Below are 22,394 nucleotides of genomic sequence, written 5' to 3'. Positions count from 1 at the left end.
GTGTCTTCGCCGCGCACGAACCACTCCCACTTGGGCAGCACGCCGTAGTCGTTGAAGATGGCCTCGGTCTGCGCGCGCAGCGTCTGGCGATGGAAGAGCCGGTTGTTCGCGCGCAGCCGCAGGTACTTGAGCCACGGACCGAGCCGGGCTTCGTAGAAGGCCAGGTTGCCGTCGGTGCGCACGAGCCGGAATCCGAAGACGATGCCGGTGAAATAACGCAGCGTGCCGTCGGGCCGTACGAGTTCCACGCAGAGCATCTTGCCCTGCAGGTCCTTGAGAGCCAGGCCCGCGTTGCTACTGAGCAGCCCGGCCGTGAATTCGAAATCGCGCGACAGGCCTTCGGACGCTGCAAGCGTGTTGATCACGAGGTCGGCGCCTGCGGGCTGCCCGCCCTGGGGGAACGACAGCCGCAGCAATCGATCGTGCTGGCGTGCGGACACAAGCTCCGCCAAACTGCGACTCAACGGGCTGCTCATCGAATGCGCCCGCGCAGGAACGATCTCGCCACGACGTGGTTCATGCTGACTCCCTTTGACGCTTGTGTTCAAGAAATGCCCGCAGTCAAACGCTTTGCCCCGATTGCAGCCGAGCGCATCGGGTCCGATCTTCGCCCGACTATATGAAGACGATGATGCCGTTTGAGCGGCATTTCTTCACGCGTGGCGGGGGAGTTTTAGTAGTGGCCTCTCTCGAATAAGCCATTGGTTTTCTGAGCTCGAGACAAAGGCCATTCGGTTGACTACAGCAATCCGGCGACAACGATAAAGTGATCCAGCAGCTGCATGTCGACCAGCGACTGCGCCGACCTGATCGCTTGCGACAACGGCTCATCTGGGCGGCTCGGCTGGACGACCCACGATGAGTAGTTGTGCGCCAGAAGCATCGCGGCCGCATTGAGTTCCAGTGGGCGCTGACATCTTTTCGCGGATATCCTTGACAGCACAAGCAACCCGCCACCCTGCTATTCCTTTCTAGCCACGAAAGAGCAGCGCGTAAGTCATTGCGCAAGGCATCGGGCGCGACTCGTAAAGCGAGGAAGGCCGATACCGCAAGTGTCAAAAAGATCGAGGTCTCACGCGGGCGCTTCTGACGCAATGGCAAGCAACTGTTCGGACGTGGGTTTATCCCAGTCATCCCCATGAGCACCTCGCGCGTAGTAGCGAACCATTTCAGCTACGACCAAATCGTGTTTCCAGCCGCTTGTCTCCAGGCGCTTTCGGATGGAAGGATGGACGTCTCGTGACTTCATGTCCGCGAGCAACTGACTCGAAAGTGCGGCCTGCTCCGCATCGGAAAACGCTGAGATCTCTTCCACGATAGTCGCGCGGCGCCTGCGAAGCCATTCTTCGGCCCATCTTGCCTGTCGCTTTGCTTGGGCCTGGCGCGCTGCCAGGCTACTTCCATCTGCCTCCTCAGCTTCCCTCTCCTTTTTCGCGACGACGAGCTTTGCCTCGCCTGGCATGAGAGATTTGAGGTACCGGAAGGGATCTCGGAGTGGCTCTGGGAATGCGGTTGTGATTCGCTTTTCAAGCGCCTCGAGGCCGGCCGCGAACGCCTCATTGCCAAACTCGTCGATCAGCGCTTCGGCACGCTTGTCATCAACGCCAAGCTTTCCTGCTCTTGCGACGCTCTCGAAGTCCACAGGTTCATCACGTTGGCTGAGCGCCAGAGAGCGTTGCGGTTTCGGCCGAATCAAGAACTGAAGCTCGTCAATGAATCGACCGCTCTTGTGCTCCACGAGCTCGACATCGATATCGGTGATCGCGCACACCTCTGCGACAGCCAGGCGGAGACAGTCGCGCTTGAAGATTCGGTACTCCATCTTTGCCGTCTTCTCGTTTTCGGGGCGTCCCATCAGAACCGGTCGCCACCAGTGCCATGACTGTCTCGAGGTTCGGCCAATGTCCTTGTATCGCGTGCAGATCTCGTAGAGGGCCATCCCGGCATGCGAGCGCATCTGCGAGATGATCTCCATCGACAGCCGTGCAAAAACCGACGGCTCTAGAAGCTCTTGCTTCATGTTGACTGCGTAGGACCATTCGACCCAAACCTGGCCGCGAATTTTGCTCAGCTTCGCGTGTGCCAGGAGGCCGCACACAGTCCAGAAAGCGCCCTCCCCTGTCGTTGGCGACTGCCATTCGACGGTGGTCGACACCATGGAGCGAAGGTGCTTCTTTATCAGCTCGTGATCTTTCGAGTCGTAGTCGAGGCCCTTGATGACGTCGGTAAATGGTGCAGAAAAGACATCCTTCTCGAGGCCCTGGTTTTGGGCCTCGCGCAACAGCACATTCCAGCTCTTGCGCCCGAGGGTTGTAATCTTCTGGCTCTTTGGAACCATCGCCAGGGTGTTGACCGGCTTTCTCAGAGGAGGATCCGGCTCTTGAGCGGGAGCAAGAGCACGCGTCTTATCGACGGGTTCAGCTTGCCTCCCGCGCGGTGCTGAGGACGCCTGCTTCATTGGGTTCTGAGGATCGACATAACTTCACTGTAGCCGATCAAATCCTCATGTGAAAGTCGCTCTCACACGAAGTACGTACCAAACATCAGCGTTTCGAGGCCCTGAAAACTCTCACCTTGACGACAAGAGGTGACCGGCGAATCCCCTGAAAACTCTAACGTCTGAGTCAATCGTCGGATGTTCACGAGCCGCCGGCATGCATTGAATGTATGACCCATGAGGAAATCTGCCTTCCTTAGACCGATTGCTCAAGCTCCCTGTATCCACTCACCAAACTCCCCGATGACCCTCACGTCTGTCCCTGAAATCGATCCGTTACGCCCTGCTTTCTCTCCGTCACTCCCTGAAGACACTCCATGAATTAACCTAAGTCATTGATTTGATTGAGGAATATCAGTCGTAAAGGGGTTTAAGGAGTCAAAGGGCTTCTATTAAGTAAATCCCTTCTGAGGATTCCTTTGGATGAAACCATCAAGAAAATTCGGGATAACTTGCTTGTTTCCCTTTTCACTTCTCGCCGCTGTTGACACAATCGAGGTGTTTTCAGCGCGTTTCGTAAAGAACGCGCTGTGTGTCGCAACAGGAGAAATACGTGAACAAATCCAAAATAGGTCTTCCGAAGGCAGTTACGTTGCAAGACATTGCCGATCAGGCCGAAAGGGCGGCCGCTTACATGGGCGAGATCCGTCAGGCGATGCTGAACCCTACTGGGCGCAAAAAGTCGCCGCTGCAAAACCTAAGTCAGCTTGCGGCATTGTGCGACACCGAGAAGGGGTCGATCAGCCACAGGATTGCCCGCGGTGATTTACCGACGGGGCATCTAAACGAGGCCGGCAGCCGGCGAGAGTTCACTGTTGGAGAAGCTCGGCAGTGGGTCCGAGAGTTTCGGAAGGACAAGCTGCGGCCAGCTGGTGCCGAGGCCGTCACGATCAGTATCGGAAACTTCAAGGGCGGTGTTTCGAAAACGACAACCGCAATCACGCTGGCACAAGGCCTTTCCTTGCGTGGGCATCGAGTCTTGGTTATCGACACAGACCCGCAGGGCTCGTTGACTACCTTGTTCGGAATACTGCCTGATGCAGAAGTCGATGAAGAGGACACGATTCTGCCCCTGGCCATGGGCACCGAAACCAGCATTCGGTACGCAATTCGGCCGACCTACTGGGATGGCATCGACTTGGTTGCTGCAGCTCCTCTACTCTTCGGGGCAGAGTTCGTGCTGCCTGCTCGTCAGTCTTCGACGCCAGGATTCGAGTTTTGGCGCGTGCTGGACCTCGGGATCGATGAAGTGCGTTCTGACTATGACGTCATCATCATCGACACGCCACCGGCGTTGTCGTACACAACGATCAATGCATTCATGGCCTCCAACGGCATCATCATGCCGCTACCTCCAAACGCTCTGGACTTTGCCTCTGCGGCTCAGTTCTGGAGTCTCTTCACCGAACTGACGACAGAGATGTTGACGAAGCGCGGTTTGTCCAAGGAATTCGACTTCATTCATGTGCTGCTTGCTCGAGTTGACGCGGCGGATTCTGCGAGCACAGTCGTTAGGCAATGGATTGGGCAAACCTACGCCGACAAGGTCTTGCCCGTTGAGATTCCAAAGACCGCTGTCGCCGCGACGGCAAGTGCTGAGTTCGGAACGGTCTACGACATCACGAAGTACGACGGAAACGCGAAAACTTTGAAGCGGGCCCGAGATGCTTACGATATGTTTGTGTCCTATGTGGAAGGCTCAATTCAATCGGTTTGGGAACGACAGGTCAGCAAGCTGGCGCCGCGAGCTGGGGCTAAGAAGGGAGGTGTTTGATGGGTAAGGATCTTCTTCGTCGAACGGCCATGATCCAGATGCCGGCAGCAAAAGCTGCAGATTCGCCCGCGGAATCTGTAACTGCCAATGCGCCTCCGGCAGCTGCAAAGCCGAAGACGGCTCCTGGAACGCTCGCTGGCTTTATGTCGACCCAGTCGACTGCCGTTCAAGAAAACGAGCAACTCAAAGCGCAGCTGCAGGTGTTTGACGGCGCATTGCCGACTCGAAAACTTGATCCGGCGACCATCCGCCCCTCGAAGTGGGCGAATCGCGATGAGTCGTCGTTTAGCGGGCCTGATTTTGAGCAATTCAAAGAGGAAATTGTTTCGGCTGGTGGCAATGTCCAACCGATCAAGGTTCGTCGAATCGAGGGTGGGAATAGTGGAGGGGTAGGACCGTCCAACCCCCCGGGTGTTTCATTCACCTACGAGATCGTGTTTGGGCATCGTCGTCACCGTGCTTGCCTCGAACTGGGTCTCCCTGTGCTGGCGCTCGTCGCTGATACCGACGATCGGAATCTCTTTGTTCAGATGGAACGTGAGAACCGGAACCGCGCCGATCTCTCTGCTTGGGAGCAGGGCGTCATGTACGCCCGTGCGCTTGACGAGGGTTTGTATCCTTCGAATCGGCAGTTGGCCTCAGCGATTGGTCGCGACCTCTCTGATGTTGGTCGTGCCATCTCTCTTGCAAGGCTGCCCAAACCAATCATCGACGCCTTCGCACGGCCGCTTGACCTTCAATTCAGATGGGCGAAGCCTCTGAACGATGCGCAGCAATCAGATCCTGAGAAACTTCTGAGCCGGGCAAAAGCGTTACATGGCAAGGCGACAGCGATGGCTCCCAAATCGATTTTCGAGGCCTTGGTGGGACTTGAGAGCGCTGACGAGCACTCCTCGGCAGGGACCGTAGAAATCAAAGTTAGGGGCAAACCCATGGCGAAGCTGATGTCGGACGCGAAAGGAAGACCAATCGTCCGTTTCACGAATGCCTTCACGACCAAAGATCGGCAATCTCTCGTGAAGCTACTGGAGGGCTTCTTGCAGAGCAAGGATGTGTAGCCGGGAGGTGACGGGAAAGAACAGGGGTAGGACGGTCCTACCCCTTTTTTCTTGGTCTATCGTTTGGAGACTTTTCAGGGAGCACCAGCGCCCTGAAAACCCTCCACATGCCGCTGAGCAGCGGTTATGAAGTGATTGCCGAGATCGGCAGAGTGAACACCGCTTCCATGGCCTCGCGTCGGCGCCGCTCCTGGGCGCGGAAGTACCTGGCGGTCGTACGCGGATCCGCTTGACCAAGATTCGCCTGCAGCACGTCCACCGGCACATCGGCTTCGGCCGCACGCGTGGCATGGGTGTGTCGCAGCCAGTGCAACGAAGCGCCTTGTACCGCCGCGCGATCCTCGAGAGTGAGCGAGGAGGCCGCGAGTGCCGCGGCGACGAAGCGTTTCATTGCAGCTGCCAAGGTGGGGTAGCTGAGATAGCCGCGCTCTTCAAGCTCTTTGGCATCTGGCAGATTGACTGGCTTAGCCCCAGGTTCTGGCAAATCCGAGCTGCCAGGCTTCTGCGGCATTGCCAGCACCGCCAACAACGGCGTGTTGGGGTGCACCGCCTCTAGGTGCAGGCTACGGGCCTGTAGATACGCCCTCGTGGCTTCCAGCGCCACAGCTGGCACAGGCACCCAGCGATTGCGCGCGCCCTTTCCGTGCACATGAAGCCAGTAGCCATCGTCTCGCAGTTGCAGATCTGCCTGACGCGCGCGCAGCAGCTCGGCCGCGCGAAGGCCTGTGGCTTGGGCGAAGACCAACAGCCAGTGCATGCGTGCGCTGGCCGCGGGGGAGAGCGCCTGCAGGTGTGCGAACAATGCACGCCAGGCCGCCGGCGTAAACGCCCTGGATGTGCTGACGGGGCGCGACGCATCGTCCGGCAAGCGGATGTTCACCACGCGCCATGGATTGGCCACTAGGTAGCCCACGTCGACCAGCCATGCAAAGAGCGCGCTGACGACTGTCAGGGCGTAGCGCTGGCTGTCCACCCCGGGCTGGGCCGCAAAGGGCGCCCAGCCGGGCGCTAGGCGCTTGGCGGCACCCCGACGCATCCACTCGGGAGGCACTCGGGCCAAGAACCCCATGTAGGCCTTGCAGTCGTCCGCGTTGGCCCCAGAAAGCGCCCGCCCGCGCTCGGTCAGCAACCACAGCAGAAACCGCTCGGCCTCGCGCCGGTAGGCCCGCTGGGTTTGCGGCGACTGAGAGCGCAGCGCAACCCAGGTGTCGATCGCGCCGCGGTCATCGCGCGCATCGATCTGCGGCGCCGTTCCACGGTTGCTGCCCAGATGCCCCGCGAGCTCTGGACCCACGCGTGCGCTTGCCCAGCGTGGGGGAGGTTCCACCCCGACCAGTGCCTGCAGGTGCTCGGCCAGTGCACGGGCCTTCTTGGGGCCGTAAGCGGGCAGGCCGCCCCACCAGCGCCCGCCCAGCGCGATTGCGGCCCGCAGCTCGCCCAGCGTATGAAAGCCCGCCCCCTGAAGCCGAGCGACCAGGTCCTCGTCAAACCACCCCGACACCCCATCGGTGAGGGCGGGCGTGTCCACCGCGTAGGCCTCCAGCTGCTGCAGCAGTGCCATGCGGGACAGGCGCAGCCGCTCGGCCTGCGAAGCCTTGCGCAGAGCTCGTGGATCCGCCGGCGCGACCGCGCTCCCGAAGCGCTCGGCGTAGAGCGCCTGCAGCTCGTCGATCGACCAGTCGGTCAGGCCCTCGGCCTCGGCCCAGGCCTCCAGGCTGGGCACCACCACGGCGGCATTCGCGGTTGCGGCGTCTGGTGCTGGCGAGGGGAGGGCGCCGGCGGGCTCAGGGCGCCCGAGTGGCTTCATTCGCAGCAACCGCCAGCGCGAGCCCATCTGCGCGCGTTGCGCGATCAGGATGGCCGATTGCACGGCCGCCTCGTGCGCACCCTCGGCGCCGCGGCCGTCGTCGACCAGGTAAGTGCGTGCGGCCGCGAGCACCGAAATGCCCTCGGCGACGGCGCGCAGGTGCGCAAGCACCTGGCGGCTCAGGCGCAGCGTGAGGGCAGGGGAGGGCGCGACACCACCACCAGCTGCTGCATGGGACGCACGTGCGGTCGTGCGGATCGAGTGCTTCATCATTGGGAAGCCGGCGCGGGGGTCCGCGCGTAGCCGCGCTGCTGGCGCCGCAGGGAGATCTTCTCGAGCTCGGCGTCGCAGGCCTGTTCACCAGGCTGCGGGTCACGCAGCGTTCTGCCCAGCGCCGAGCCGATCCGCCCCCATGTGCGCAGGATCTCCCACTGCCCGAACAGGTCGCGGCAGACCCGCGCCTCGTAGTAGCGGTGGGTGAGGGGGTTTTCCCAACGGGTCATCCAGACCTCATGCGTTGAGTTCGAGCCACGTTTGAGGCGTCGACCATCGGTCGTTGTCCCGGCCCGCCTCGTCGGGCAAGCTGCTGGTGACCCACACACGCACACCAAGGCAGCTCGAGGCGAAGGCCAGGCCCTGCACGAAGCCGAGGGCCTCGGCCGGCTCCCCGGCATCCAGGCCGCTTTCTCGGCCGTTCTCGAACTTGCAGAACACCATCATGGCGCGGCCCTACTTGCCGTACTTGCGAAGGAGGTAAGCGGCGCTTTCGTGATGCTGCTCGGTGATGACCTGGTTGGAGCCAAACGCCTCTTCCAGGCCCCGGGCAAGCCGCCAATCCGCGGACCCCTTTTGGCCCTCGTTCTCCAGCTTCTGGTGGATCTCGGTCACCTTGTGAGCGATCTCCTGGGCGGTCAGTGGGGTTGCCATGGTCCAAATTCCTCTTTTACATCAATGACTTGAGCCGATGGTAGTCCCGAGACCGGGTTTGTGCAATTAAAAACAGTGCATTGATAAGTACAGTTATCTATGACTGGTTTTAATAAAAGATAATGACATATCATTTATCGAGGTAGACTCCCTCTCGCGTTCCTGCACACGAGGTCGCGCGTTGTCCCGTCGACCTGCACACATCCGAATCTGTCGCTCCCATGACCCGTCATTCACGTTTCGTCGCCGCCAACCCCGCCGAGCGCGTGCTGGTGCGCTTCGCGCGCGACGAGTTGCTGTGGTGCGGCCATCTGGGCGATCTTGAGGTGCCCTGGCGCGACGGTACGCGCCACGCCGGACCGACCGTGCTGGACCTGGTGCTGCGCGAAGGTCCCGCGAACCGGGGACGGTGGCGCCTGCGCACCGCGCAGGAATTCCTGGAGCCGGCGTCGACGTCGGCTGATGCGCGCTTCCTGCCGGCCCTGGCCAGCGGCGGGCGCCTGGTCCGCGAGGAAGGCGAGTTCCTGCGCGTTGAGAAACCCTCGACCATCAGCATCGGCGCGACAACGTTGCGCCTGGCGCTGGGCCTCTACGGCGGCGAACTGGATGCCAGCTACGAAGCCCTGGCGGCCGAGGCGGCCGGCGCCTGGCGCGAGGACCTGGAGCGCGCCCGCGCGCTGTACCTGGCGGTGCGCGAGGCGCCCGGCGGCCGCTTGCTGGAAACCCCGGCGGTGGCCGCGCTGCGTCCGAGCGGCAACGTCTCCGAGAAAATCGAACAGGGCATCCTGCGCCAGGTCTGCGAGCAGCTGGGCGTGGACCCCGACCTAGAGATACGGCGCCCACGCGGGCGGCCGGGTCCGAAGGCATTGGCGGATCTGGAAGAACGGGACGACCTGAGCGAGGCCGGCCGTTACCTGCGCGTGACGCTGCATGGAGACGGGCGCATCGGCGCCCGGCTGCTGTCCCCGGTGATCGGGCTGGCCGTTGGCGTCGATCTGGCCAGGGTGCCGCTGCTGACCCTTCTTGCGCTGCATGCGCGGTTGGGCGGTGCCGGCGAACATGACGATGTCCAGCTGCTGGAGGCGTTCCTGGATCGAAGCGCGCCGAGCTGGCGTGCGCAAGCGCAGATGCATGCGCAGGAACGGCAGGCGCCACCCGCGGTGGCGGATGACCCTTACGCAATTCTGGGCGTGACGCGCGCCATGGACCTGGCCGACATCACCAAGGCCTACCGGCGTGCGATGCAGGCCTTGCACCCGGACAAGGGTGCCTGTCCGCCATGGTTCGCCCAAGCCGCAAGCCTTGCCTACCAACGCATCAAAGCCGTGAAGACGGCCGAACAGGAAAATCCATCGCCATGACCGCCAAGCGCAACAACACACCGGGCGAATTGACGCCCACGTCGCCGCCCTCGCGATCGACGCCCGCAGCCGCCCGCGCAGCCTTCCTGGACAAGGTGCGCGCGGGCGGTGCCGCGACACCCTCTCTGTCGACCGCCACCCCCGCCGCGGTCGGCGGGGTCCGACGGCCGCGGTTGGTCTTCGGCATGGATGCCACCGGCAGCCGCGAAGCCACCTGGGCGTCGGCGAAACGGATCACCGACCGCATGTTCGAGGTCATTCCCGGGGCCCTGGACATTGCGCTGGCCGTGCATGGCGGCAACCGTCTGCACACCTTCAGCGCTTTCGGCAGCGAGGTCGAGATCTTCCGCGCCATGGCATCGCGCGTGCGCTGCGAGAGCGGGGAGACGCGCTTGTGCGAGTTGATGCGATGCACGCTGGGCGCCGGCGGCGTGCGCGTGATGTCGTACATCGGCGATGCCTTCGAGGAAGACGAGGGCGAGGCGCTGGCGCTGGCCGATCGCATGCGCCTGCGCGGCATCAAGGTCATCATGCTGGCCGACCATGCGGACCCCGAGACGCTCAGGGTGTTCGAAGAGATCGCCAACCGCACGGGCGGTGCGCTGCTGGACTTTCGCGGGAGCCAAAGCCGGTTGATGGGTGAAGTGCTCAAGGGCGTGGCCCAGCTGGCGATCGGAGGCCAGGCCATGCTGGCGGGCGGCACCAGCGCCGGCGCACGGCTGCTGTTGTCGCACCTGAAAAAAACCGAGGGTTGACGGATGTTGGCAACGTAGCTAACATTAAGTCATCCACTCACCAACAGGGAGCCAGCATGGACAAAGACATCATCGAAACCAGGGGCGCAGCCGCCCTGCAGCGGCTGTTCAAAGTCGCCCTCGGAAGCACGGACCAGTGCCGCTACATCGCGAGCTTCCTGCTCGGGTTGTACAACGGGATGCGGTTTCCCTTCGACCTCACGGATCTGCGCGCGATCGACAACGATCTGTTCGAGGACTGCATGACGGTGCTGCGCATGGACGCGCGCGTCACGCGCCAAGAGGTACACCTCTACTTCGAGAACGGCGGCCAGGCCTTCGAGCAGTTGGCCAAGGACTGGGGCGTCGAGGACATGTACAAGGTGCGTGAGGAAGCCAAGCGCGCCGCGCAACCCGTGGGCACGCCGGCGCCGCTGCACGAGGGCGGCACGTTCGAGGCCACGCTGCACTCCTATGGCGATGCTCCCGGCTACCGGGACGTGTCGGTGATCGCGCAACTCGGCGAGCAGGGCAACACCGAGGTCCGGCTCAGGCTCACGCCCCGGGACGGCGAAATCCTCATGCAGCACATCGCCCACGTGCATGCCCTCGCCTGGCGTGACGGCGAACGAGGCCCGCTGGACATGAAGCAGGGCGAGAAGCGCCCGGCCTGGCTGGACCAGACGCCTGCGCAGCGGCACGGCTATTGAAAGGCATCACCATGGCCCACGCACAAGTCAAGACCGTCACGAGCCGCGAGTTCGTGCACAACGTGAGCGCGGCCAAGCGCGCGGCCGCCGAGGGCGATCACGTCATCATCACCGACCGCGGCGAACCGTCCTTGGCGCTCATTCCGATCGCCGAATACCGGCGCTTGATGAAGACCGACAAGAACATCGTCGAGCTGCTGCGCATGTCTGAAGCCGACGCCTTTGACTTGGACTTCGAGCCGATCCGCATCAACGCAAAGGAGATTGACGCATGACGAACGCGCAGGACACGGATCAACGATTCGCGTGGATCGCGCAGCATGGTGGCCCGGACGTAGACTGGGACGAGCCGAATGCCTCCTATCGCCACCTCATCGCGGGCGAAGGCCTGTCGGAGTGGTTCGCCTCGGACCGCTTCAAGACGGATCAGGCCACGGCCATCAACAAGCACGTCGACGAAGACCCCCACATGCGGATGCTGGATCTTCGCAGCTCGGCCGGCCGACTCGCGACCAGTGTCCAGTCGGTGTTCTGGAGTTCCACGTTAAAGGTAAGTGAGGGCCGCTACGTGCGCGTGTGCGGCGACGCTGCCGACTTCCCCACGGCCCTGGCACAAGTTGAGGCATATACACACGAGAGCCGCCAGATGGGCGGTCTCACCTGGTGGCAGGAAACGGAGAATCGCTGGATCAGCTGGTTGGGCGCGTTCAATCTTTCAGCCACGAGAGTCGCGAAGTGGAACGAGGAATGCTGGCATTTCGAGGTCAAGGGCGAGGCGCCAACGCTCGAAGAAGCCGCGATGCTGGCCACGCTGGGACGCCTGGACATGACCGGTGCCGCCGGCGGGCAAGGCACGTGATGCTGCTGCTGCTGGACACCAATGTGATTTCGGAAGTCCGCAAGAGCAGCTGCCATCCGAACGTTCTTGCCTGGATGTCGGCCCAGGCCACCGACGCGCTGTACATCTCCGCCATCACCGTGCTGGAGATCCAGCGCGGCATCAGCCAGGCCGCGCAGCGCGGCGACGCCCTGCAGGCGCAGGTCTTTACGCGCTGGCTCGAAGGCCAGGTGCTGCCGGCCTTTGCCGGGCGCATCCTGCCCGTCGATCACGTCGTGGCCAGGAGGGCGGCGCAGCTGCCCTGGGCCGACGCCAAGGACTATCGAGATCCGCTCATCGCGGCGACAGGGCTGGTGCACGGGGCCACCGTGGTGACACGCAACACCAAGCACTTCGAAGCGTCCGGGGCGCGGCTGGTGAATCCGTGGGACGACCAGGCATAACTTCAACATCCGAGGAAAAAACATAGTGACTCAAACAACCGTTCTGACCATCGACGCTGCAAGCGATGAGGATTTCCACGCGTTGATGGGGCGCGTGGAAGCTGTTTCTGCAGCAGTCATCACCGTTGAGACGGGCCCCATATCGCGTTCAACCCCAATACTGGCGGAATGCAACGGGAATTTCGAGCTGCGGATCATCGTTCTGTGGTTCAACACGAGTGCTCTGGAAGCACTCCAATCCCTGACCGGCAAGCAGCTCACTGATGGCCGTGTTGCACTCGATGCCGCGGCCGCCGTCGCGAAGAGCTGAGGCGCAACAACGGCAGCGGCTCTGGCAACACACGAAGTGCCCTGCCAGGGGCCGTGTGCTTCCCTGCGGGACTGTTGTGGGGTGGGGCGAAGCCCGCAAGCGAAGCGCGCAGGCCGCGCGGGCGCGAGCCGAAGGGTTGTTGGGGGGTCGGCGCGCAAGCGCTCTTCTGTTCCCCCCTTGGGGGGACTGATTATTTCTTACCCACGTGGGAGAGGTAGGAGACGCAAAAGCTGGTGCCTTCATCGGCAGAAGCACAAAAATCCACGGCGTTCGATGCACAAATTTAAGTTTTTTGTGGGTTCTGTCAGCCGGCCAACGGGACGAAGTCACGGCTGGGAATGAGGTGCCGGGGAAGTTATGGCTGGCTTTTGGCCGTTTCGGCCGTCGAGGCAATGTTGCGGCCCCGAATTTCGATTTCGTCCCTTCTTTGATTAAAGAAGGATTAAGAAGAGATTAGCATTTCCCACTCATCTTCCTAACTAATTGATTTTAAAGGTTTTTTCTCCTAGAAAAGTTATCCACATGTGCATCGGATGCCGTGGGTCGTGTGCATCGGATGCCGTGGGTCAAATGCACCGAATGCCGTCTCATGTGCATCGAATGCCGTGTCCATGTGCATCGAATGCCGTGCTCACGTGCATCGAATGCCGTAGATCGCGTGCATCGAATGCCGTTTCTTATGCATCGGATGCCGTGCCCGAACTATTGAGCGCGGGCACGCGCTGCACCTTCACCAGGTCGCGAATGATTTCGAACGATGCGAGAAAGCCGACCTCAACGGGGTCCCTTTGTTCTTCGTGCGGTTTAGGACGTTAGCGCCCCCCAGTGTTCATGCGGGTTTCCAGAGCATGCCCTCTGGAAACCCGCATGAACACTGGGTTCTCTGATTCCCCTGCATTAGTCTCGGCGTGAGTTGACTGCTCAAGCGTCGAAGGGGCTGGCGGCCACAGAATCTGCTCGCATAATCGAGTTCAACAAGATGGACCGGCGACAGGGAGCAAGCTGTGGATCATTGGCGAACACCGTATCTGGGCCTGCGCAACGTCCCGCCGGGCTTGGACGATTTCGAACTCACGACGTTCTTTTCTTACAGCGCAGCTGAGCTGAATTGCATCCGATCGCGCCGTCTATGAGCTGGGATGAGAAGCTACAGGGCGATCTGATTGACCCGAACGGCAAACTCGCAACGACGATGCGTGAGCATGCGCAGCGGGATCGAAAACCCGACTCCGGTGTGGCGGTTCGCTTCAGCCGCATCAATGCTGTCGATAGCGGGCAAGGCGTTGTGGTGCAGACTGTCCGTTCCATCAAGACCGGAGAGCTACTGGTCAGTCGGACGCTCCCCCTTGCTGATGTCGAAGCGAACGGGCTCGATGTGAGCGGATGGAACTAACGCGACCCTCGCCGCGAAAGGGGAGATGCACGGCGCGACTGAGGCGAGCTAGATTTGAATTTCTCCAGCGATCAAGCCCGCGCGATCGGCAGATCCGCCCAGCTGGTGGTGTAGTTCGGCGTCTTGTGTTCCTGGCGCATCGACCATAGCCGCGCATCGCCGGCCAGGCCTGCGCTGGCCAGCTGCACGGCGCCGCGGCCGAAGCGACCGTTGAGCACGTCGACGGCACGCATCAGCTTGCCGCGATCGGCGCCGGGGTCGTCCAGGTCGAGCTCTCCCTGTTGCACAGACGAGTCCTGCAGGTCCAGCAACAGCACGCCCGCCTTGGCGTAGCGAAAGCCTTCCCGGTAGATGGCGCGCAGGCCGTGCAGCGCCATCGTCGCGATCACCGACGTGTCGGCCGTCGGCCGGCGCAGCGGCACGGTCACCGAGCGGGAATACTGCTTGTCGTCCTTGCGAAAAGGTGAGGTGTGGATGAAGACCAGGACCTGGCCAGCCTGTCCGTCCTGCTTGCGCAATTTCTCGGCCGCGCGGCCGACGAATTCGCTGACCGCTTCCTCCAGATCCTTCAGCTCGGTGACGACCTGGCCGAAGCTGCGCGTACAGGCGATTTCTTTTTTCGGGGAGGGCGAGTCCTCGAGCGCGATGCAGGGCTGCCCCTGCAGCTCGCGAACCGTGCGCTCGAGCACGACAGACCAGCGCCGGCGCACCGTCGCCGGGTCCAGCTGCATCACGTCGAGCACGCTGTGCAGCCCAGCCTCCTGCAGCTGCTTGCCAATGCGCGGCCCGATGCCCCAGACCTCCTGCAGGCCGGTGGTCGCCAGCAGTGCATCGAGGTCCGACGCCGGCAGCGCGGCGAGGTTGCAAACGCGCGCGAGATCTGCTGGATAGCTGCCGGGCTTGCGCTCGGCCGTCTTGGCGATGTGGTTGGCCAGCTTGGCCAACGTCTTCGTCGGCGCCAGGCCGATGCAGCAGGGGATGCCAAGCCACTGCTGCACGCGATCGCGCACCAGGTGGCCGCGCTGGACCAGGTCGCCGCGCACGCCGGCCATGCCGACGAAGATTTCATCGATGCTGTAAGGCTCGGCGTCCGGGCCCAGGCCGCTGACGATCGACATGAACCGGTTGCTCATGTCGCCGTACAACGTGAAGTTCGCGCTGAGCGCGATGACGCCGGCGTTGGGAAGGCGACGGCGCACCTGGAAGATCGGCTCGCCCATGGCGATGCCGAGGTCCTTGGCTTCGTTGCTGCGCGCCACGCAGCACCCATCGTTGTTCGAAAGAACCACGACGGGATGCCCCTCGAGGCTCGGCCGGAAGACGCGCTCGATCGAGACGTATGCGTTGTTCATGTCCGCCAGGGCGTACACGGCGATCTCCGTCAGCGAGTGAAGCGCTTGATCGCGGCGGTGACCACGCCACAAATCACCAGTTGCTGTCCGTCACGAAAGACGAGCTCGGGATAGGTCGGGTTCGCCGGCACCAGCTTGATGCGGTCGGCCCGCTTGTGCAGGTACTTCACGGTGAACTCGCCGCCGTCGATCTGGGCGACCACGATGCTTCGATGCTCGGGGCGCAGCGCGCGGTTCACGACCAGGATGCAGCCCGATTCGATGCCGGCCTGCAGCATCGAATCGCCGCTCACGGTCCAGAAGAACGTGGCGGCCGGATGGGTGATCAGCAACTCGTTCAGATCATGGCGCTTGACCGCGAAGTCCTCTGCTGGGCTGGGGAAGCCCGCGGCGATTTTTCCCTCGACCATTGGGAGAGGGATCAGCGGCAACAGAGGCGGGTCCATGAGATCCGCCTCGCTGGGAAACGAGTCGGCGATACTGTACATGCATCCAGTATATGCCGAGCTGCCAAAAAATGGCCGGGCGGCCCTACCATCGGCCCATGTGCTACAGCCAACAAGTCAGCCAGGACTTCAACCGTCTCATGCGGACCTTCGGGGCGAAGCTCAGTACCAAGGAGTTCCTGGCGCTGTATCAGCGCCGGCAACGCGGTGAGCGGGTCCTGGTCCCAAAAGGTATGGACGAGGCCTTCCTGGCCTCGTCAGACCCCTCGCTGGGGGAGATTCGCGATTTGATTCGCGAGCACCTGGCCAGCGAGTCGACTCGGCTCGAAGAGCTGCTCTTCGCGCAGCGCACGCGCCTGGTCGACGCGGAGCGCAAGCTCGAGGTCAAGTTCACGAAGGGCGCGACCGAGAGCAAGCGCATCGCCGGCGACAAGATCGAGGACGCGAAGATCAAGCTCGCGGATCTGCGCCGGCGCGAGCCGAAGTTGCGGGATTCGCGCATCTACCCGAGCTCGTACGCAATGGTCATGGTGGTGGAAGAGGGCGAGAGAAAGATCATGCCGATGCGCTACCTGTGCCGGCCGGCCGGGAAGCCGGCCTCCTACGACGAGAGATACCCCGGCACGTACAACGCGCGGCGCAACAGCCTCAATGGCTACTGGAAGGGCCTCTGGGGTCAGTCCCATGGCCTGATTCTTTCGACCGCGTTCTTCGAGCATGTCAAGCAGCACCGCAAAGAGGGGCGCGAACTCGAGGCCGGCGAAAAGGAAGTCGACATGGTGCTCGAATTCCGGCCGCAGCCCGAACAGGAAATGTTCGTGGCTTGCCTGTGGTCCCGGTGGACTGCACCAGGCGAGCCGGATCTGCTTTCCTTCGCGGCGATCACCGACGAACCGCCGGCCGAAGTCGCTGCCGCGGGCCATGATCGCTGCATCATCCCCATCGATCCGGCGAACGTCGATGCCTGGGTCAATCCAGATCCGCGGCACCTCGAGGAGCAGGAAGCGATCCTGGATGAACGGGAGCGGCCGTACTACGAGCACCGGCTCGCTGCTTAGCGACCCCTCGTCGCGTTCCCAGAAGTCTTGAGATATTTCAGTACCCAAAAGTGCCATCGCATCGATGGATTTGAATTGGGCATTACAAAGGCCGAATGGCTTCATAAGCGGGGCAAATTCTTGTTGACACCGAAAACAATAGGTCTTACTCTTTCTGCGTGATCAGCCGAAAGGCAACACGCATCGCCTCAGCTCTTGAAAGGCGAACGACCAAGCTCCCAAGGCAAGGTTCAGAGTATCTTTGTAAGCAACCCGGACGGGGAATACGCATTCCCTGTTCAGGCCTTACGGCCCGGCGTGGGTATGTGCGTTTCTCGTTCTTCAATCTTTTTTATTGGAGTAACGAATCATGGCATCCACGCAAAATCAGCAAGCTTCCGAAACGAAGTTCTTCAACCTGCACGTCAGCGGCGTTGGTTATCTCAACCGCGTTCGCTGGGTCACGCCGAACTCTCGGGGTGGTCGTCGCTCCGAGCCGTTCCTTGCATGCAGCGTTGCTGCCTTGCGTGGAAATTCGGACGACCCTGCCTATACCTACTTCGACTTCCGGGTCAGTGGTGAAGAGGCAATCGCGATCGTGGGCGATCTGGAAAAGGCGGTTACCGAGCGTCGCAAGGTCTTCGTGACCTTCCGTGCCGGCGATCTCTACCCGCATCTCTACGAGCGCGACGTGCGTGACAGCGAAGGTAAACCGACTGGCCGGAAGGAAATGGCTGTTCTGATCAAGGGCCGCCTGCTCGTCATCAATAGTGTCACTATTGATGGCGATCGGGTCTACACCCGAGAGGCAGAGCAAGAGCAGCCCGGCAACGATGACCTGCCAGGGGACGGCGTTGGCGAGGACAACTCGCTGAAGCAACAACCTGCAGGCACCGGCAGCAGCGCGGTACCCAGCGCGCCTTCGGCCGCGCCGCGCAAAGAGCTGGCCATGTCATCGTCGGGCTTCGATGACTTTGACGACAGCATTCCGTTCTAAATCGGACTTCACCTCAGGAAACCCCCTCTCGCGCAAGCGGCAGGGGGTTTCTTTACTTTGAACTCATCCTCCCTTACTCAGGAGAAATTTCATGAAAATTCATGAACCCCTCTCGCGCGAGCGGCAGGGGTTCACGCTTGACGCTACGCGCATTGCGCGTATTATTCAATACATGGACAGCAACAAAGCAGTTCATCCGACGCCACCCGGCAGGTGGTTCTCCAAGGAGATTTCAAATGCAAGCAGCACACATCAACACCAACGGCCTGAACCAAATTGCGGCCGCCCTGGGCCTCTTCCATAAGCTGGGTCACGACCACTTCACAGCCGCCATGCTGGGCGCCTGGGCTGCAGAAGCCGAAGAATCCTTCGCCAATGGCAACGGCATGTGCTTTGAGATCAAGAGCTGGGACAGCGTCACTGGTCGCCCCGAAGTGGTGACCGTCACCACGGACGGTTTCGACGTCGAAACGGTGAATGACGAGTAAACACTTCAATTGGCACAAGTCCTGGTCGAGAGGCCAGGACGGCCACCTTGTGCACACCAGCGGCCTGCGCGTCCTGGTGGTGCGCAGTGAGGGCTTCACCGATCTGGAGACCGATGACGCCAGCATGGCCATCTTCCAGGCTAGGGAGACCTCACGCGGGGTGCCCGTGCATCAGCTTGTTGAGCGCGTGAAGCGACTGATGAAGGAGGCCGAAACATGGCACCAGCACAACCTCTAACCCCGACGCCTGCCGACATTCTGGCGGCGCGTGAGGCCGTCCAGGCCAAGTTGGGCCTGGGCATTACGGCAGCGCAAGACTGGTGCGCCCGCGCTGTGCACACGAAGCGCAGGCCCTGGCAGCAATGGGAGACTGGCGCGCGCGGCATGCATCCAGCTTTTTGGGAGCTGTTCTGGCTCAAGACCCAGGCGTGCTTGACATCTTGAATATGCCGGCTGGGCTCAAGCCTCTCGGCGAGCCTGTTTCTGCAGGCGCAATTTTGTTGCAGCATTGATGCTCGAAAGAAGCAGCGAGGCCACGACAACAAGGGCTCGCGAGAACCGTTGAAATCCGCTATGCTTAAAACTCTCCACGTGTTTGCCGGAATCACACAAACCGGTGTGCCAGTTCGCTGGCTGAGGCATGTCAACCCCTGAAGCATGCACGCCTTCGGGCTGGGGTTCATCTGAACACGCGCTCCCCCGTTGATGCACACTTCGTTCCGAGCGCGCCCACTGCCAGGCACGGAAAGCCCAGCAGTCTGTTGACCTCCCTTGCACTCGTTCTGGTTTCGCCAGGCGGGTGCAATTCATTTCCAGCCTACGGCTTCACCACTGCGCAAGCAGCCAGGTAGCAAGCCGGGTTTCCTTTTCATCAACCCGTCGGGACCAAGCTCCCGAGGTCGTGATGACGTACGGCTTGTGCTCCCGGTTTTTTTCCAGGAGCGAACCCATGATCCGTATCGACAACGCAACCCTTCGCGTGAAGAAGATCCGCCAAAGCCGCAACGGCGCATTCTGCGTTGCGGACCTGAGTACCGGCATCGGTGAATTCAAGGTCAAGGACACCATCCTGGACCAGTTCGATGAGGGCGAGTACCAGGCAACAGTCTGGATCAGCGAAGTTTTCCTTGCCCAGTACATCGCTTACGGAAAAGCCGTGACCGAGATCCGCGCTCGGCTGCATGACCTGCAGGTCAACGCTTCGGCACAGCTCGAGCCAACGCACCAGGAACAAGCCGAGCCCGATCCGTTGGATGAGCTTCCAACGACGCGCATCGACGTACCGCGTGTTCTTCCATTGCCCACCGAGGAAAAGCCCTCGCCGGCATCGTCACCTGCGCCACGCTCGGCGCTTGAGCTTTTCAAGCGCAAGCTCACGGGCATCGGAAAGGCCTCCAAGGCAATTTCGCCGGGGATGGCTGGCGGCTTGAACGATGTGTCCAAAGCGACACAGGATTCACCATCGACAGCGAGGGAGGCTCAGAGCTCGACGAAGGAGACCTCCACGCAGCAGACCTTATTCAACGCAGAGATCTGGCGCGCTATCGAGGCGCGCGAGAGCCTCAAGCTCGATCCGACGGTAGAACGCAGCAAGCTGCGCATGCAGGCGGCCGAAATGCACAACCTGGGCTATGTGTTCGATCCGAAGGCACAGACCTGGAATGCCAAGGAAGAGGCGCTCACGGCCTGAGCCATCCCTCTACGAGCTTCGTCGGCTTCGATGAACCACAACCCGCATAGCGGGTTGCCCGATGCCCACATGCACATCAAATGTTGCGTGTCTCGTGGCCATCGGTCAGCCCGCTCTCACCAGCGTGTTCTTCTCCAACCTGGGTGGCGGCAACCTCATGTGCCGCGGCTTTGCGGCTCCGGCTGCACGGCAGCGATTCGTCGTTGCGGTGTCGACCACCGCGCCTTTCATTGGTCGCCCAGACCCCATGCCGGCGGCCGGCCGCTGACCTCTTGATGAAAGCTTGCTTTCGAGGACCGCGACCAGGGGTAGTGCTCAAACTTTTCCGTCTCCACCCGGAACCCGATGGGTTCCCCCAGTGCCTGGTAGTACGTCGGCTTCGCACCGACCCCGCTCCCGGACCCTGAGGGAAACCATTCCGCCATCAGACGATGGTTTCCAGGCTCGTTCAGCTTTGCAAACGAGCCCGGCAGCGAAAGCTGTTGAAGCATTCCTCTTCTTCCATTCAATCCCCGCGGGACAACGTTGCCCCGAAGGGGCGTGCGTTGGCGCAGCGCAAACCAAAGGAAATACCGTGAGCCTTGGTTCTCAATCTCGACCACACGCCCCCAATGGGCAGCTCGCATTGATCTATTGCGGCCATCGCCTGAAACTGCAGGTCCTAAAGAGCGCAGCCGGTCACTACATCGGCACGGCCAACGAAGATGGTCCGGTCTCTCGTGAATCGTGCGAGTACTTCGGCAGCGAAGCGCTGGCGATCGCGGCCCTGGAGACAGGGGAATGGTCGCAACACGACGGCCCATGAGGCACCGTTGGACAGTTCGCTGTCCGCAGCGATCGTCTTTGCGGCCTTTTAAACCCGGAACCCGATGGGTTCCTTCAGTGCCTGGCGGTGGTCAACAGCGCCCCGGACCCTGAGGGAAACCATCCCACCATCAGACGATGGTTTCCAGACACGTTCAGCTTTGCAAACGTGGCCGGCGGCGAAAGCCGCTGAAGCATTCTTGCCGGCATTCGGCAACCTTCGAGCGACCTATGCGGGTCGTATTGATTTTTTCATTTCAACCCACCGGGGATCAACATCTCCGAGAGGGTGTGTTGTCCCCATTTTTTATGGAGCGACAACCATGCATAACCACATCGCGTTCACCGTCGTGGGCGACAGGGGCAAGGGCGACGAAGAGGCACAGCGCAAGCTGTTTCATGCCGCCTTCGCCGACTGGCTGTCCCAAGCCAGCGAATCGGACTGCAACCTGCTGGAGCAAGCGCGCGAGCGCGTGGCCCCGGGCCAGGTCTGCTCGATGCACAGTCTTGTTCTGCGCTGCAGCGCGCAGCCTGACCAGGCTACGTTGCTGCCGGAGAGTCTGACGGCACTGCTTCGAGAACGGAATTGGCAGCCGCACGGCGCTGACGCCGCATCTGTCTGATCAGCGGCATTGCTTCCTCGAACGGCATGTCTTCCAGGATGTGTGCCAGTTCAGCCGGTCCAGGGTCGCTGCGGCCGCCCTGGACCAGCGTGAGGTGCTGGCGGGGAGGTGACTCTTTCATGCCGGTAGTTTGGCATGCCTTGCTGCGCAACCAGAAGTTCAACCCTCCGCCGCGGTGCATCAGGTCCATCCGGACCTGGTGCATCCTGGTGGTATCTCTCGTGTCCCACAGCGGCACACCCATTCATACGGAGAAACCGAATGCTCGGAACCAATACCTTGACGGCCGCCATGTTCATGTGGACCGGCTTCCTGACCCGGTCGGGGAGCGAGATCCAGTGGCTCGACGGCGATGCAGAAAACCATGGCGGCCAGATCCACGCTGCCATGTACGTTGCGGACGCGGCCGAAATACTGGTCGACGAATACGGCAGCTTCATGCTCGCCGATCCGGACACCGACTTCCCAGGTGTCTTCGACTACGAGGTCAGCGAGCCGCTGGGCGCGTGGCTGCGGGGCAACCTGCAGGTGCCGCTGGACAACGGCCCGGGCCACACCGTTCGGCTGGAAGCGCGCGAGCGCATCGCGACCTTTTTTCGGAAGAAGGAGCGAGGCCACGACGACATGCTTGCCACCGAACCATCTGCCCTTCAACCCGACGAGAAGTCATGAGCAAGATCCACATCACCTCCACCGAATCGATCGCGAGGTTCGTGGCCTTCCCCAATCACCAGGACTGCGTGGTGCCGCTAGGCCTGCTGCGCCGCCTGGTGGAGCGGCGGGTCGAACCCGGGCTTGTCTACACCGTTTCCGACCATGGCTACAGCGGCGAGCAGCTGGCCAAGGCTGTGGAGGTCTGCGCGATGCTGAGCATGGCCTATGCCTACGCCAGCGAGGACAACGGCGGTGCCGGGTCGATCAGGTGGGAGGGCATTGACCAACCGGCCGCCCTGGCCGATGAAGTGATGCACGAACGCATGACGACGATCAACGCCTGGGCCCGGCAAGAGAACGGCCTACCAGTCGATCGCTCCAACTGATCCGCCTCGACGCTCGAGGCGGTGATTTTCAACCACATGTCCGTGCCTCTTCGAAGGCACGGACG

General features: G+C 61.7%; 28 protein-coding genes. 19 read left to right on the top strand and 9 right to left on the bottom strand.

Going from position 1 to position 22,394, the window contains the following annotated elements; all coding sequences use genetic code 11:
• The 3 genes from NU688_RS33285 to NU688_RS33280 all read right to left on the bottom strand — a co-directional run.
• A partial coding sequence (locus NU688_RS33285; RefSeq protein WP_257865245.1) for a contractile injection system protein, VgrG/Pvc8 family occupies positions 1–464 on the bottom strand: 464 nt, incomplete at its 3' end.
• A gap of 275 nt (positions 465–739) precedes the next feature.
• The gene (locus NU688_RS34140) at positions 740–943 is read right to left on the bottom strand and encodes a JAB domain-containing protein (protein ID WP_374684724.1); all 204 of its coding nucleotides are present in this window, start codon (positions 941–943) and stop codon (positions 740–742) included.
• 129 nt (positions 944–1,072) lie between these two features.
• Entirely contained in the window at positions 1,073–2,458 is a 1,386-nt protein-coding gene (locus NU688_RS33280; protein ID WP_257865243.1) for a replication initiation protein, read from the bottom strand.
• A 592-nt stretch (positions 2,459–3,050) separates the two neighbouring features.
• On the opposite strand from NU688_RS33280, the gene NU688_RS33275 reads away from it, so the two are divergent.
• Together NU688_RS33275 and NU688_RS33270 are read left to right on the top strand one after the other, a co-directional pair.
• Complete coding sequence (locus NU688_RS33275; RefSeq protein WP_257865242.1) at positions 3,051–4,271, top strand: ParA family protein; 1,221 nt, start codon at positions 3,051–3,053, stop codon at positions 4,269–4,271.
• 29 nt (positions 4,272–4,300) lie between these two features.
• Positions 4,301–5,329, top strand: a complete 1,029-nt coding sequence (locus NU688_RS33270; RefSeq protein WP_257865241.1) for a ParB/RepB/Spo0J family partition protein — start codon at positions 4,301–4,303, stop codon at positions 5,327–5,329.
• Positions 5,330–5,453: 124 nt separating this feature from the next.
• On the opposite strand, the gene NU688_RS33265 is transcribed toward NU688_RS33270, so the two are convergent.
• The 4 genes from NU688_RS33265 to NU688_RS33250 are packed head-to-tail and all read right to left on the bottom strand — an operon-like array spanning position 5,454 to position 8,063.
• Positions 5,454–7,409, bottom strand: a complete 1,956-nt coding sequence (locus tag NU688_RS33265) for a tyrosine-type recombinase/integrase (RefSeq protein WP_257865240.1) — start codon at positions 7,407–7,409, stop codon at positions 5,454–5,456.
• Positions 7,406–7,639, bottom strand: a complete 234-nt coding sequence (locus NU688_RS33260) for a WGR domain-containing protein (RefSeq protein WP_257865239.1) — start codon at positions 7,637–7,639, stop codon at positions 7,406–7,408. Before NU688_RS33260 ends, NU688_RS33265 begins: the two co-directional genes overlap by 4 nt.
• 7 nt (positions 7,640–7,646) lie before the next feature.
• Positions 7,647–7,856: a hypothetical protein gene (locus NU688_RS33255; RefSeq protein ID WP_257865237.1), complete on the bottom strand. Its 210-nt coding sequence runs from the start codon at positions 7,854–7,856 to the stop codon at positions 7,647–7,649.
• 9 nt (positions 7,857–7,865) lie between these two features.
• The gene (locus NU688_RS33250) at positions 7,866–8,063 is read right to left on the bottom strand and encodes a hypothetical protein (protein ID WP_257865235.1); all 198 of its coding nucleotides are present in this window, start codon (positions 8,061–8,063) and stop codon (positions 7,866–7,868) included.
• A 221-nt stretch (positions 8,064–8,284) separates the two neighbouring features.
• Between NU688_RS33250 and NU688_RS33245 the strand changes: the two genes are divergently transcribed.
• From NU688_RS33245 to NU688_RS33210, 8 genes are all read left to right on the top strand, one after another.
• Positions 8,285–9,424, top strand: coding sequence for a J domain-containing protein (locus NU688_RS33245; protein WP_257865233.1), 1,140 nt, complete (start codon positions 8,285–8,287; stop codon positions 9,422–9,424).
• A complete protein-coding gene (locus NU688_RS33240; protein WP_257865231.1) occupies positions 9,421–10,179 on the top strand; it encodes a hypothetical protein in 759 nt (252 codons plus the stop codon). The genes NU688_RS33245 and NU688_RS33240 overlap by 4 nt, the downstream gene beginning before the upstream one ends.
• A 56-nt stretch (positions 10,180–10,235) precedes the next feature.
• On the top strand, positions 10,236–10,868 hold the full coding sequence (locus NU688_RS33235; RefSeq protein ID WP_257865230.1) for a hypothetical protein: 633 nt from the start codon (positions 10,236–10,238) through the stop codon (positions 10,866–10,868).
• Between the two features lie 11 nt (positions 10,869–10,879).
• On the top strand, positions 10,880–11,143 hold the full coding sequence (locus tag NU688_RS33230) for a type II toxin-antitoxin system Phd/YefM family antitoxin (protein ID WP_257865229.1): 264 nt from the start codon (positions 10,880–10,882) through the stop codon (positions 11,141–11,143).
• On the top strand, positions 11,140–11,727 hold the full coding sequence (locus NU688_RS33225) for a hypothetical protein (RefSeq protein WP_257865228.1): 588 nt from the start codon (positions 11,140–11,142) through the stop codon (positions 11,725–11,727). Before NU688_RS33230 ends, NU688_RS33225 begins: the two co-directional genes overlap by 4 nt.
• A complete protein-coding gene (locus NU688_RS33220; protein ID WP_257865226.1) occupies positions 11,727–12,149 on the top strand; it encodes a type II toxin-antitoxin system VapC family toxin in 423 nt (140 codons plus the stop codon). Before NU688_RS33225 ends, NU688_RS33220 begins: the two co-directional genes overlap by 1 nt.
• 25 nt (positions 12,150–12,174) lie before the next feature.
• Positions 12,175–12,459 carry a hypothetical protein gene (locus NU688_RS33215; RefSeq protein ID WP_257865225.1) on the top strand — a complete coding sequence of 95 codons (285 nt, stop codon included), beginning with the start codon at positions 12,175–12,177 and terminating at the stop codon, positions 12,457–12,459.
• A gap of 1,108 nt (positions 12,460–13,567) precedes the next feature.
• Complete coding sequence (locus tag NU688_RS33210) at positions 13,568–13,852, top strand: hypothetical protein (RefSeq protein ID WP_257865223.1); 285 nt, start codon at positions 13,568–13,570, stop codon at positions 13,850–13,852.
• Positions 13,853–13,923: 71 nt separating this feature from the next.
• Here NU688_RS33210 and NU688_RS33205 read toward each other — a convergent pair whose 3' ends face one another.
• Both NU688_RS33205 and NU688_RS33200 read right to left on the bottom strand, forming a co-directional pair.
• A complete protein-coding gene (locus NU688_RS33205; RefSeq protein WP_257865222.1) occupies positions 13,924–15,222 on the bottom strand; it encodes a Y-family DNA polymerase in 1,299 nt (432 codons plus the stop codon).
• Positions 15,223–15,233: 11 nt separating this feature from the next.
• Positions 15,234–15,650 (bottom strand): LexA family transcriptional regulator, encoded by a 417-nt coding sequence (locus tag NU688_RS33200; protein ID WP_257865221.1) that lies wholly within the window; start codon positions 15,648–15,650, stop codon positions 15,234–15,236.
• A gap of 98 nt (positions 15,651–15,748) precedes the next feature.
• Here NU688_RS33200 and NU688_RS33195 point away from each other — a divergent pair, with 98 nt between their 5' ends.
• The 9 genes from NU688_RS33195 to NU688_RS33155 all read left to right on the top strand — a co-directional run bounded on the left by NU688_RS33195 (position 15,749) and on the right by NU688_RS33155 (position 22,329).
• Positions 15,749–16,708 (top strand): SOS response-associated peptidase family protein, encoded by a 960-nt coding sequence (locus tag NU688_RS33195; protein WP_257865220.1) that lies wholly within the window; start codon positions 15,749–15,751, stop codon positions 16,706–16,708.
• A gap of 349 nt (positions 16,709–17,057) precedes the next feature.
• Positions 17,058–17,684, top strand: a complete 627-nt coding sequence (locus tag NU688_RS33190; protein ID WP_257865219.1) for a DUF3577 domain-containing protein — start codon at positions 17,058–17,060, stop codon at positions 17,682–17,684.
• A gap of 236 nt (positions 17,685–17,920) precedes the next feature.
• Positions 17,921–18,172: a hypothetical protein gene (locus NU688_RS33185; RefSeq protein WP_257865218.1), complete on the top strand. Its 252-nt coding sequence runs from the start codon at positions 17,921–17,923 to the stop codon at positions 18,170–18,172.
• Positions 18,162–18,410 (top strand): hypothetical protein, encoded by a 249-nt coding sequence (locus NU688_RS33180; RefSeq protein ID WP_257865217.1) that lies wholly within the window; start codon positions 18,162–18,164, stop codon positions 18,408–18,410. Before NU688_RS33185 ends, NU688_RS33180 begins: the two co-directional genes overlap by 11 nt.
• Positions 18,411–19,121: 711 nt before the next feature.
• A complete protein-coding gene (locus NU688_RS33175) occupies positions 19,122–19,862 on the top strand; it encodes a DUF3275 family protein (RefSeq protein ID WP_257865216.1) in 741 nt (246 codons plus the stop codon).
• Between the two features lie 574 nt (positions 19,863–20,436).
• Complete coding sequence (locus NU688_RS33170) at positions 20,437–20,667, top strand: hypothetical protein (RefSeq protein WP_257865215.1); 231 nt, start codon at positions 20,437–20,439, stop codon at positions 20,665–20,667.
• A gap of 322 nt (positions 20,668–20,989) precedes the next feature.
• Positions 20,990–21,289 carry a hypothetical protein gene (locus NU688_RS33165; RefSeq protein WP_257865214.1) on the top strand — a complete coding sequence of 100 codons (300 nt, stop codon included), beginning with the start codon at positions 20,990–20,992 and terminating at the stop codon, positions 21,287–21,289.
• A 261-nt stretch (positions 21,290–21,550) separates the two neighbouring features.
• Positions 21,551–21,961 (top strand): hypothetical protein, encoded by a 411-nt coding sequence (locus NU688_RS33160; protein WP_257865213.1) that lies wholly within the window; start codon positions 21,551–21,553, stop codon positions 21,959–21,961.
• Positions 21,958–22,329 (top strand): hypothetical protein, encoded by a 372-nt coding sequence (locus NU688_RS33155; protein WP_257865212.1) that lies wholly within the window; start codon positions 21,958–21,960, stop codon positions 22,327–22,329. The genes NU688_RS33160 and NU688_RS33155 overlap by 4 nt, the downstream gene beginning before the upstream one ends.
• The last annotated feature ends 65 nt before the right edge of the window (positions 22,330–22,394 follow it).

It is taken from the genome of Variovorax sp. ZS18.2.2 (assembly GCF_024701975.1).
Classification (GTDB): Bacteria; Pseudomonadota; Gammaproteobacteria; order Burkholderiales; family Burkholderiaceae_C; genus Variovorax.
This window is presented reverse-complemented; position numbering and strand designations above follow the sequence as displayed.